Source organism: Neorhizobium sp. JUb45 (assembly GCF_004343585.1).
GTDB lineage: Bacteria > Pseudomonadota > Alphaproteobacteria > Rhizobiales > Rhizobiaceae > Neorhizobium.
Map to the genome: position 1 here is coordinate 62,431 of NZ_SLYW01000011.1, position 11,999 is coordinate 74,429.

10 protein-coding genes are annotated in these 11,999 nt (G+C 58.4%); 6 read left to right on the top strand and 4 right to left on the bottom strand.

The genetic code is table 11. The annotated features are described in order from the left end of the window. Positions 1-5: 5 nt before the first annotated feature. From EDF70_RS26170 to EDF70_RS26185, 4 genes are all read left to right on the top strand, one after another. The gene (locus tag EDF70_RS26170) at positions 6-647 is read left to right on the top strand and encodes a ThuA domain-containing protein (RefSeq protein WP_132279975.1); all 642 of its coding nucleotides are present in this window, start codon (positions 6-8) and stop codon (positions 645-647) included. 322 nt (positions 648-969) lie between these two features. After that, positions 970-2,625 (top strand): LytS/YhcK type 5TM receptor domain-containing protein, encoded by a 1,656-nt coding sequence (locus EDF70_RS26175; protein WP_207908332.1) that lies wholly within the window; start codon positions 970-972, stop codon positions 2,623-2,625. Beyond that, on the top strand, positions 2,622-3,353 hold the full coding sequence (locus EDF70_RS26180) for a LytTR family DNA-binding domain-containing protein (RefSeq protein WP_132279978.1): 732 nt from the start codon (positions 2,622-2,624) through the stop codon (positions 3,351-3,353). The genes EDF70_RS26175 and EDF70_RS26180 overlap by 4 nt, the downstream gene beginning before the upstream one ends. Before the next feature lie 101 nt (positions 3,354-3,454). Next, positions 3,455-4,654: an OFA family MFS transporter gene (locus tag EDF70_RS26185; protein WP_132279981.1), complete on the top strand. Its 1,200-nt coding sequence runs from the start codon at positions 3,455-3,457 to the stop codon at positions 4,652-4,654. Positions 4,655-4,764: 110 nt separating this feature from the next. Here EDF70_RS26185 and EDF70_RS26190 read toward each other — a convergent pair whose 3' ends face one another. The 3 genes from EDF70_RS26190 to EDF70_RS26200 are packed head-to-tail and all read right to left on the bottom strand — an operon-like array spanning position 4,765 to position 8,811. Beyond that, complete coding sequence (locus EDF70_RS26190; RefSeq protein WP_132279984.1) at positions 4,765-6,246, bottom strand: formyl transferase; 1,482 nt, start codon at positions 6,244-6,246, stop codon at positions 4,765-4,767. Further along, the gene (locus EDF70_RS26195) at positions 6,236-7,534 is read right to left on the bottom strand and encodes a hypothetical protein (RefSeq protein WP_132279988.1); all 1,299 of its coding nucleotides are present in this window, start codon (positions 7,532-7,534) and stop codon (positions 6,236-6,238) included. The genes EDF70_RS26190 and EDF70_RS26195 overlap by 11 nt, the downstream gene beginning before the upstream one ends. Beyond that, on the bottom strand, positions 7,531-8,811 hold the full coding sequence (locus EDF70_RS26200; protein WP_348639739.1) for a glycosyltransferase family 4 protein: 1,281 nt from the start codon (positions 8,809-8,811) through the stop codon (positions 7,531-7,533). Before EDF70_RS26200 ends, EDF70_RS26195 begins: the two co-directional genes overlap by 4 nt. Positions 8,812-8,845: 34 nt before the next feature. Between EDF70_RS26200 and EDF70_RS26205 the strand changes: the two genes are divergently transcribed. Together EDF70_RS26205 and EDF70_RS26210 are read left to right on the top strand one after the other, a co-directional pair. Then, entirely contained in the window at positions 8,846-10,009 is a 1,164-nt protein-coding gene (locus tag EDF70_RS26205) for a DUF1972 domain-containing protein (protein ID WP_132279992.1), read from the top strand. Positions 10,010-10,221: 212 nt separating this feature from the next. Then, a complete protein-coding gene (locus tag EDF70_RS26210) occupies positions 10,222-11,274 on the top strand; it encodes a cellulase family glycosylhydrolase (protein ID WP_348639740.1) in 1,053 nt (350 codons plus the stop codon). Between the two features lie 30 nt (positions 11,275-11,304). On the opposite strand, the gene EDF70_RS26215 is transcribed toward EDF70_RS26210, so the two are convergent. Then, positions 11,305-11,967, bottom strand: coding sequence for a class I SAM-dependent methyltransferase (locus EDF70_RS26215; protein WP_132279995.1), 663 nt, complete (start codon positions 11,965-11,967; stop codon positions 11,305-11,307). Positions 11,968-11,999 lie beyond the last annotated feature (32 nt).

Consider the following 11,999-nt stretch of genomic DNA (forward strand, 5'->3'; position numbering starts at 1 on the left):
AAATCATGCGGGAAGCACTTATCGTCTGGGGCGGCTGGAGCGGCCATGAGCCGGAAGAATGCGCAGCCGTCATCAAGGACATGCTGGAGGAAGACGGCTTCAAGGTCTATCTCGAACATTCGACCGAAGCCTTTGCCGACCCCTCGATCCACGACCTCAGCCTGATCGTGCCTATCGTGACCATGTCGAAGATCGAAAAGGAAGAAGTAAAAAATCTTGCCGCCGCCATTCAGGGCGGCGTCGGCATTGCCGGTTACCATGGCGGTGCGGGCGATGCGTTTCGAGAGTCGGTCGACTACCAGTTCATCATCGGCGGCCAATGGGTGGCGCATCCCGGCAATATCATCGATTACACCGTCAACATCACCCGCCCTGATGATCCGCTGATGGAGGGGATTGCGGATTTCCCCTACACATCAGAACAATATTACATGCATGTCGACCCCTCCAACGAGGTGCTGGCAACGACCACATTCACCGGCGATCATGCCTACTGGATCGACGGCGTTGTGATGCCGGTCGTGTGGAAACGAAAATACGGCGAGGGTCGCGTTTTCTATTCCTCGCTCGGGCATGTGGCCAAGGAATTCGACGTGCCGCAGATGAAGACGATCTTTCGTCGCGGCGCCAATTGGGCGGCGCGTTAAGCGCTCAGAGCCAGGCAGGGTGGGCTGCGCAACACGCAGCTCACCGGGTGATCGAGAACCAAGGTTTTGGTTGGATCATCCCGCCATAGCAGCAGCGCCGGCCCAAAGCGGCCTGCAAGTCCAGCATAAGATTTCTGCCGATTTGCGAAATATCAAGGCGCGATTTCAGTCTTTCAATACCTGTCATCAGGCAGCCCGGACACGACGAGGAGGAGCGTGTTTTCCGGGCGCGAAATGAGAGCAGGAATAAATGAAATTTGCCGCGACGCCTCGGGCACTTTTTGCCCGTCCGAAACACATCCAAGTCACGCGGTGACGGCAGATGATGCTTCTCGCCCTGTTCGAACGCGCATCGCTGATGCTGATGGTGCTGTTTTTCCTCGGCCGTACACGGCTGTTCAAGAATGCATTGTGGAAAGGAAAACTGAACGGTCTTGAACTGTTCGGGCTTTCGGCGCTGTTTTGCGGCTTTGCCGTTGGTGGAACCTATATGGGCATTCCTGTCGAGGGGGCGCTGGTCAATGTGCGCATCGTCGCCATCATGGCCGGCGGCATTCTGTTCGGCCCATGGGTCGGCATACCGGCCGGCATCATTTCCGGGGCCCACCGTTATCTCATCGATCTGAATGGCTATACGGCCATCCCCTGCCTGATCAGCAGTGTCTGCGCCGGCATTTTCGCCGTCGTCATTCATTATCGCGGCAGTCGCAAGTGGCTGTGGCTGTCCGGCAGCCTTGCCGGCATGGTGTGTGAAGCGCTCACCATGCTGCTGATCCTGCTGCTGACGCCGAACGGGATCGGCACGGGCATCGTCTCGCAGATCGCCTGGCCGATGATTGCCGGATCGATGTGCACAGGCATGATCATCAAGCGTATTCAGGATATCGAGGACGAGAAGGAGCTGACGGCGGCGCGCGAGGCACGGCTGGCGCTGATCATCGCCAACAGAACGCTGCCATTCTTCCAGAACCTGCAGGACGATACGTTGACCGAGGTTTGCGCGGTCATCCATGAATGCCTGGAAGCGGACGCCGTCGCGATCACCGATCGCCAGAGCGTTTTGGCCTATATCGGCACTGGCCATGAATATTATGACCAGCAATACCATAAACAGGTCAGCGCGCTGACCGCGGATGCGATCCAGAATGACCGCATCACCGTCGATAACAACCTGCGTCGTTATCCTGCCGCCAATTTCCGTTCGGTGGCCATCATCCCGTTGCGCGAAAACGGTCAGGTCACCGGCACGCTCAAGATCTTCTTCTGCCAGCCCGACAGGATTTCCGATTCCATGCGCGAACTGGCCGTCGGCCTGTCGCAGCTGATTTCGACGCAGATGGAACTGTCGCGCGTGAAAGTGCTGCGGGAGATGGCAGCCAAGGCGGAGTTTCGTGCCCTGCAGAGCAAGATCAACCCGCATTTTCTGTTCAATGCGCTCAACGCCATATCGTCACTGATCCGCCTGCGGCCCACGGAAGCGCGGCAGGTCATCGCCAAGCTAGCCGACTATCTGCGGCAGAACCTGTCGCTCAGTGACGGCATGATCGATATCCAGGATGAATTGCGACAGGTTGAGGATTATGTCGCCATCGAGCAGGCCCGCTTCGGCCCCAAGCTGACCGTCACTTTCGATGTCGATGACGTCAATGTCGATATCCCGAGCCTTTCACTTCAGCCTCTGGTCGAAAACGCCATTCTGCACGGCATCCAGTCGCAGCCGAAGCCGGGTACGGTTCACATCGCGGTCAAGCGGCTGGCTGACCGGATCAACGTCTGCATCAGCGATACGGGGCGTGGCATCGATCCCGATGTCATCGAACTGGTCGCCACCGGTCAGGCCATTCGTGACCGTATAGGCCTGATCAACGTCCACGAACGGCTGAAGCTACTGCACGGCAAAGGACTGACGATCCGCCGGCTGGAGCCGGGCACATCCGTCAGTTTTGACCTGCCGATCGCGCATGAGGAAGCAGCATGAAAGCCCTGATTGTCGAAGACGAATATCTGGCCCGCGACGAACTCGCATGGCTGATCGAAAACCATAGCTCCATCAAGGTGGAAGGCAGTGAGGAAGATGGTCTGGCGGCGCTACGCTATCTTCAGGGGCATGATCTCGATGTGGTCTTTCTGGATATAAACATTCCTTCGATCGACGGCATGACGCTTGCCAGAACCCTCAAGAAACAGGCCAACCCGCCGCTGGTGGTGATGGTGACAGCTTCCAAGGAACATGCCGCCGAAGCTTTCGAGCTGGAAGTGTTCGATTACATCCTCAAGCCGTTCAACGAGCAGCGTGTGGCCAACACGCTGCGCAAGCTGGAGGCCAGCCGCACCACTCCGGTTGCTGTCCCGGCTCCCGCTATCTCGCAAGCCAAGCGCACCGTCAATATTCAGCGCAAGGACAGCATCATCGTCCTGCCAAGCGATCTTATCTATTATACGCGTGCGGATGAGAAGCTGACCTATGTCCACACGGCCCGCGGCCACTACGTCATTCCGACCAGTATCGGCGATTTCGTGGAGAAGCTTCCCGGCGATACCTTTTTCCGCTGCCACCGTTCATGGTGCATCAATATCAGCAAGATCCGGGAGATTTCGCCCTGGTTCAATGGCACCTACGTGATCAAGCTGCACAACTTCGACGATGTCGAAATTCCCGTCAGCCGGTCGCATCTGAAGGAGTTCAAGCAGCTTATGCTGCTATGACTGCAGCTCATTCCAAGGATCTGCCACTTCACGCTTTTTTTCCACCAGCCGCATCGCGAAGGCGCCTAGATTTCCTCCGTATCCATTACGGAGTTAAGTTGATGAAAGCTCTTTCGAATTCGGTGCGGTACCGCACTCTCGTCGGCACAATCATGTGCCAGTTCGGTCTTGGCTCGGTCTATACCTGGAGCCTGTTCAACGAGGGACTGTCGTCGAAGCTGTCGGAGCCGCTGACCCAGGTGGCACTCACCTTCGGCCTTCTCAGCATGGCGCTGGCGGTGGCCTCGTCGCTTTCGAGCCGGCTTCAGGAGAAATTCGGTCTCAGGACCGTGGCCATCGGTGCCGGTCTCGGATTGGGCCTTGGATTGTACCTGACCTCGACGGCGGGAAGCCTGCCGGCCCTCTTTATCTATGGCGGCATTCTGGTCGGCGCAGCCGATGGCACCGGTTACCTGCTGACCTTGTCGAACTGCGTCAAATGGTTCCCGGAACGTAAGGGCCTGGCATCGGCCTGTGCCATCGGCGCCTATGGTCTCGGCAGCCTCGGCTTCAAATATCTCAACCTGACGCTGCTCACCCATTTCGGCATGGAGAGTGCCTTTCACATCTGGGCGCTGCTGGCCGTCCTGCTGGTGGTGGGCGGTGCGCTGCTGATGAAGGAAGCACCGCAGGTTCCCGTCAACGCTACCAGCGCCGGCACTCAGGACTATGCGTTGAATGAAGCGATCCGTCAGCCGAGATACTGGATGCTGGCATTGATCTTCCTGACGGTGTGCATGAGCGGCCTTTACCTGATCGGCGTGGCCAAGGATGTCGGCGAACGCTATGTCGACCTGCCGGCCTCGGTCGCCGCTGACACCGTCGCCATCATCGCCGCCGCCAATCTGCTTGGACGCCTCGTGCTAGGCATCCTGTCGGACAAGCTCGCCCGCATCCACATCATCAGCTTTGCCATCGCCTGCGCGCTGGCCGGCATGTCGCTTCTGCTCTTCGTTCCGCTCAATGCCTATTCGTTCTTCGTGGCGGTCGCCTGCGTCGCCTTTGCCTTCGGCGGAACGATCACCGTCTATCCGGGTCTGGTCAGCGATTTCTTCGGCATGGCCAATCTGGCCCGCAACTACGGCCTGATCTACCTCGGCTTTGGTATCGGCAGCGTCATCGGTTCGATCGTGTCGTTCACATTCGGAGGCTTTCTGCCGACCTTCTACATGATCCTGGCGCTTCTGGTCACTTCGCTGCTGTGCTCGATCAGCCTGTGGCCCAATCTTGGCGGCGCGCATGAGCCGATCCGTGCGCACTGACGGATCATCGGTAACAAGAGGGATTGGCTGGCATTAAAAGTGGTTGATCTGGTTGGCTGCATCGGTTTCACCCGATGCCGCCAATTGCCATTTGGCAGATCGTTCACCGCTCATCGCCAACGCGGCGCGTAAGCGGAACCATCGATGAATTCGAACCCACCTGCACTGTTGAGCGTATGTATTCGCTGACCGGACCACTGCTTTCCCGAGGTCAGGCTGGCCAGAAGTGATTGTTCGAAACCATCATGATCAAGCCGTTTCACCTGCGCGATGCCAAGGGCGACGCCATATCCCTTGCGGCAATCCTGCACCGGCCGCAGGAGAGCACCGTCACGCCAGACCATACGGCCGGCCGGGCGCGCCGATGCGATATCGATCAGGACGGGGTTGCCGCGATGCGGCGTCCATGGGCCGCGAAAATCATTCGCCGTCCATATGTGAAGTGCGTCCGAATAGGATCCACCGCCGTCGCGGACGGTCGCAAACATCCACCACTGTCCGAGATTCTCTATCAGCGTCACGTCGCTGGCCGAGATACCGGACAATAGCGTCGCTTCCTTGACCCAGCCGCCGGGAAACGACGTCGCCCTGTAAAGCTCGACTGTTTCGGCCGCACAGGTCTCAGGGATCATCCAGATCTGTCCATCCCGCTCAAAGACAAAAGGATAGGAGAGATGACAGGCATGTTCGAGAACCGGTTCGGGCCGACCGACCGGACCGTCGGCATCGAATGTCACTGCCGAGATGATGCCCTTGGCGGTCGAATACTCGTAGTCCTCGACAAAAAGCGTCGTTTTTCCCTGATGCACGATCGGAAAGGGGTCGGCGTAAAATCTTCTCCCGTCGTCAGCCAGAACCTTCCAGCCGGTGTCCGGATGGGCCTTCAGGTCAAAGAGATCCGGGCCATCCAGGCGCCGCCAGCCCACCCGCCATGAAGGCGCATTGTAGCAAAGGTGGTAGAGGTGCTGAACCACCCGCTGGGCCAGCTTTTTCGATGCCAGAACGCCTATGTTCCGCGCCGACAATCGATCCAGGCGGGGACGGGTCTGCGGACCAAGGTCCGGCAATGCAGCGGCGGGGGCTCCAGACAGTGCGGCGATCAGCATCGTGGTCGTGCGATCGAGCATGTCGCTGAAACTGGCTAACACCACACCGCCGTGTTCTGTGCCAAGGCGGGCGGCACGTATGATGTGAGCGTTTTCCGATATCTCTGCCGTGGGTGTTTCCCGGTCAACGAGCAGGGATAGAAGTGCTGCCTCTCCGGAGGCTCCGTTGAAGGAGATTGTCCATACCCGGCCTTCGTCCGGCATCATGTCGCCGCAGAGATCGATGACGAGATCGATCGGCTCTTCATGGGCAGTCTCGAAACTGGCGATCTGCGACCTGTCGATCGTTCTGGCAGACAGTCGGGACGACAGGCCGAACAGAAGCGTCTCCAGCTTGAAAAGCATTTCCAGCGAGCCGGGCAGTGCCGGCGACGAAGGACGGGCGTCGATCGACACGCGGACAGCCGGCAGCGCTTGCAGGCGTTCGGCAAGCGCCACATGCCATTGCCGAAGATGATTGCCATCGAAACGCAGGCTAATATGCATGCCGCTTACCCTGTTCTTGCTCACCGGACGTGTCTTGCCTGCCGGACCTGTCTGCCAGATCAAGCTTGCGTTTCATCGCCAGCCAGCACGCCAGACAGACGATGCTTTCGGAGACTGCCGCACCGGCAAGTGCGATCGACGGAGACGCCACGACAAGGATCGCCAGAATGGCGGCGAGCCCTACGAGCGCGGCACTGAAATTGATCATGGCCAGTGTCCAGAAGTCGTTGAGAACCTCCAGAACAAGGCGCGGAATGCTGTAGACCATGATCATCGCGAATATGATCAACGCAGGCACACCGGTCGAACCAATCTCAAGCCCTGCCAGAGATTGCGCCTTGAGATGGGGCGCAAGGGCGAAGACGGCCACCCCATACACGATCGCCCCTGCCCCCATGACCAGCGACCAAAATCGCGCCTGACCCCACACACGACCGATCTCCCTCTGCGCCACCAGCGCGGACAGTTCCGGCTGCATCATGTTGTCGAAAGCGGTGGCGATGATGCGCAAAGGTGCAAACAGCGACAATACGGCAGCGATCGGCGCAAAAGCCGCCGGCCCCGCAACAGCCGTGACCATCAGTGCCGTGCATTGCCCTTGGGCCAGTATAGTCGTCACGCTGAAGGCGGACCATTTCAGTTGAGGCCACAGGCCGACATACCGTCTTCTGACCGCAGGTCTCAACGTGATACGGACCGGGCGCCGTGCCAATGCCAGAAGAACGACGATCGCAAGCCCATTTGCAAAAGCCAATGCGTCGAAGACATTGCCGAGGATATCGCCGCCCTGCCAGGCCGCAATGGCAGTGGCGGCAATGCCCACAGCCGTAAAACAGGTATCGCTCCAGCTGACGATGACGGAACGTCGCTGGGCGAAGTAGGACGTGCGCAGGTAGTTTCGCAACGACCAGAGGCCGACGAACAGTCCACCGGCAATCATGCTGTCGATCTGCCAAGCGTATAGAAGTCCGGCAACCGGCACTGCCATGCCCATGGCCAGAAAGAAGGCAACAGACCCGAATGTCACATCATAGGCATGCGCCTTTCTGGGCGACATGGTCCTACCGATCCAGATGCTGGCAGGCATGCCGCAGAGAGACCGAATGAATGCGATGCCGGCTCCGCCCATCACCATGCTGATGGCAAACACGCCGTAGTCATACGGTGCCAGCACATGGAGCATGTAGATATTGAGGGCGAAATGGAAGCCGCTCTGGATCGCCTCGCCGCCGACCATCAGAACAAGTCTTCGGCCGCGGGAAAACAATGAGTTAGAAACGATCATCATGTTTCACAAGTGCCGGGCTTGTCTAACGCCCCGGTCAAAACAACCGCCTTCTGGTGCCGGGCTGAAACGAGAGCGGCGATCGCCTTCGTGGACGCGGAATGACTGAACATGCTCTCGTAACGCAGGCGTCCGTTCTCGACGAAACCACGCCACAGGTCGGGCTCCGACGCGATGGCTTGCAGCTGAGCCGCCAAAGCCGCCGGGTCTGCCGGCGGCACCAGCCAGCCTGTTCGTTGATGCTCGACGACTTCCATCAAACCACCGATCGCCGAGACAACCGGTGGCCGCCCATATGCCATGGCCTCGATGGCGACCCGCCCGAGAGATTCCGGACGCCGCGACGGCACCACAACGATATCGGCCCAGCGATAATGCTCGGACGGGTCATCCGTAAACGGCAGCATGGAAACCTGCTGGCCCAGCTTCATCTGCGCGATCTGCGCTTTCAAGGCCTGCTCGGGCTCGTCGTTTTCGAAGGCGCTGCCCACCATGCGAATGTCGATGCGCGCCTGCCACGCGGCATCCATCATCGAAATGGCTTCGAGGAGAACCTCCTGGCCCTTGATCCGGTTCACCCGGCCGAGCATGAGAACACGCAAGCGCCGCTGGCCATCATAGGTCATGGGCTGCGCCTCGGCGGGGCCGGCAACACCGTTATAGATGACGCTGCTGCGCATTGTCGCCGGCAGGTCGAACGCCAGACGGGTCGCATTGGAGTTGAAGATGATCTCGGCGCGGCTCCATCGCATCAGGGCGCGTAAAACCTTGAGCGCCAGTCCCTCCGGTATTTCGTGGATGTGAAGCACGGCCTTGTTGCCAACGAACCGCGCGGCAATTGCGTAATCAATGATGATCGACGTGTTGACATAGACCAGATCGAAGCCTCTCAGGCGCCGGATGGCGCGCATGACCGCGACCGGCAGCCTTGCCAGATCAACCGTCAGCAGACGAGGCAGTGCCTTGCGCCGCAAAATCCACAAAGGCTCGAATACGATCCGCGTGGCGACATCGCGCAAAAGCTCGGTGATTGGACCGTCACGCGGAAGGACGACCTCGATTTCAGCGGAGGGATATAGCAATCGTAAGCTCTCGACGCTTTCTACAAAACTCCGATCGGAGCCATACAGCTCGTAGCCCTGATGAATACAGGCAATTCGCATGATGGGTCTCCCTCCACGTATTAATAGAATATTGGCAATGTCTTTAAGAGGCATAGCAAGAATTGTGCCTGGCACGCTCCTTGCAATCATTGAGTAATAACAAAGGCGATATGTCATTGTTAGACATAATGAAAGGTGGGGGCCTGACTATATGTATCATTACAAGCCATCTATACTCATTTTGGGAACTCGGGGCATTCCGGCAGCGCATGGCGGCTTCGAGACTTTCGCAGAAAAATTTGCACTTTTCCTTGTCGAATCCGGTTGGAATGTCGGTGTCTATTGCCAGCACGAGGTTACAACCGTAACCGAGCGCGTGCGTAGCGAAATGTGGCACGGCATCGAACTCATCCATATCGAAGTCGCGTCCAAAGGGGCGCGGGCGACGCTGGAGTTCGACATGCATTGCGCATTGCACGCTGCACGTCGAGACAGCGTCAACCTCGTTCTAGGATACAATGGCGCGATTTTCCTGCCCTATCTTCGTCTGATGGGACGCAAGATCATTACCAATATGGATGGCATCGAATGGCGTCGTCCCAAATGGAGCTATCCTGTCAAGGCGTGGTTCTGGCTGAACGAATGGATCGCCGCATGGTCATCAAACCGGCTCGTCGCCGACCATCCGGAAATCGCCAGCCATCTGGCGACACGCCGGCCGTCCAAGAATATCGTGACGATCCCTTATGGCGGCGTGCCCGTTACCAAAGCCTCGGATCAGCCGGTGCGAGAGCTTGGGCTTGAACCCGGCAGTTACCTCATCTCGATCGCCAGGATAGAACCGGACAACAATATTCTCACTCTGGTCACGGCATTTTCGAAACGGCGGCGAAACGCCAGACTTGTCATTCTCGGCAACTTCGTCGCGGGCAATGCCTATCATGATGCCGTCAAGCGCGCTGCCAGTGATGAGGTGGTGTTTCCGGGCGCAATCTACGATCCGCAGGTGGTCGAAGCGTTGCGGTTTCACGCGAGAGCCTATGTTCACGGCCATACCGTTGGAGGAACAAACCCTTCGCTGGTGGAATCACTGGCGGCCGGAAACATGGTGGTGGCCCATGACAACCGCTACAATCGATGGACCGCTGGGTCGGCAGCCGTCTATTTTTCCGACGTCGACAGTTGCGACTTATCGTTGTCGCAAGCTCTCGCGGACGACCTTCTCGTCAAACGCTGCGCTGCTGCGGCGCGCGAGCGCGCGGCAGCCGTATTCCGGTGGGAGGACATATTGGGCACCTACAAACGGGAATGCCTGAGCTTGTCGGGCAAAAAGGACGTTCTGCCGGTGCGCAAAAGAACTGCGGACGTTACGTGATCAACCGGCACCGCCGCAGTTTTCTCGGCCAGGCGTCGTCTGCGGCCGCCCTTTCCTTGATGGGCGGGGCGAACGTCGCTGCGACAACGACTGAGGGAAGACACGCGGGGTTTCGCCGGGGGATCAATGTCTTTCCGTGGTTTTCGCTGACACGCGAATTCCCGGCGCCCAGCAGAGATTACGACTGGCCTCCGTTCCAAACGGAGCGTCCGGTGCCGACGCGCGCCGATCTCGTGCGTTTGAAAACATGCGGTCTGGACTTCATTCGCCTGCCCGTTGATCCCGGCCCGTTTCTCGCGATGAAACCGCAACAGGTTGCCCGGCTTTCGGACATGCTGGTGGACGCTGTCGACATGGCGATGGATACGGGATTACGGGTCATCGTCAATTTCAGCCCGAACACTGCAACGCACTACTGGTACCCGCAGAACCTGATATCGGGGCCGGATGCGCCGGGCTTCGAGGCCTATCTGAAACTGATCGGCACATGGTCGAAGCTTTTGGGCCAGCGCGCCCCCGGACGTGTTGCGTTGGAATGTGTCAATGAGCCGCCGCAATCATGCACATCGGCGGTCTGGGACAAGACACAGACAGCTTTCCTGACCGCCGCACGTTCCGCCTCACCTGATCTGATGCTGATCGCGACGGGTGCTTGCGGCAGCATGATCTCCGGCCTTTCTACCCTCGACCCGCGTCCTATGGAGGCATTTCAGCCCCTCATCTACACCTTTCATTTTTACGAGCCCTATGTCTTCAGCCATCAGGGCGCGCCGTGGATTGGCGAGCCGCTCTATCGTTATCTCAATTCCGTTCCCTGGCCGGGCTCGGCTGGTTCCCTTGAAGAAACCCTTGCGGCGGTGAGAGTGCGCATCGCTCAGGACACGACATCTCCCGAGCGGGACAAGAAAGACGCCTATCGCGAGGCAGAACGTGTGCTGAAAGACTATTTCGATGGATTGCCCGACCGGAATTTTGTCGACGGATACATGTCCGAGGTCGCAAACTGGGGACGACGGCACGGCATTGCTGCCGATCGCATTCTGATGGGCGAATTCGGTGCGCTGAAAAGCGATCACCGTTACGTCGCCGCGCATGCGGCAGACAGGGCGCGTTATATCAGGGACGTCAGACTGAGTGCCGAAAAGGCAGGCTTGCCATGGGCATTCTGGAACCTGTTTGATGGCATGGGATTGATGGACGACACCACGCGCGCGCTCGATCCCGCGATACTGGATGCTCTTGGCCTCGCCTCACCCACGCCGTAACTGGTTCTGGCGGCACTACGACGCTGCGGCTCAGGCCTGCGGCGCCAGATTGACCAGCGTATAGGATTTTGTCAGACCAAGCAGTCGTTCGGGCACGAGCGTGGCTTCCGGGGCGTAGCCTTTCAGCTCTTTCGCCGACAGAAGATGAACCTCGTCGAAATAGGCGTCCAGCTTCTGCGGCGTGGCTTTCGACAGGATCGCATAGAGACTTATGCGAACGAGTTTTCGGCCGATGGCTCTTGGGAGCCAATGAACGAAGGGCATGACGAAATGCGGTTCGACCGGAAAATAATATGACGGTGTCTGAACAAAATAGGTTCGTCCGGTGCGCCTGATCTCGTTGACGAGGTTTTGGCGAAGCGCCGGCGGCACATGCTCGATCACGGAGTTACAGAAGACCACGTCGAAGTGATCGTCCGGATAAGGTATCTTGATGCCGTCGTAGATCTCGATTTTCAGATTGGGCAGCAGGTTGGAATAGCTGACGGCCTGACCATCATCTTCGACATTCAGCACCGTCAGGCTTTTCGGCTCCATCAGTCCGATCATCTTTTCCCAGTAATGCCGAGAGCCGCCAAGATCGAGAACGGAGGCATTGCTGAAATCCGGGTAGAGCTGCAGGATCTGTCTGGCGCGTTTTCTGCGCATGTAACGGCTGATGGGATGAACAAAGCTTGCCCACAGGTTCGTCATTCTTTGCTCCCCCTTTTTAGTGATGATCGAAA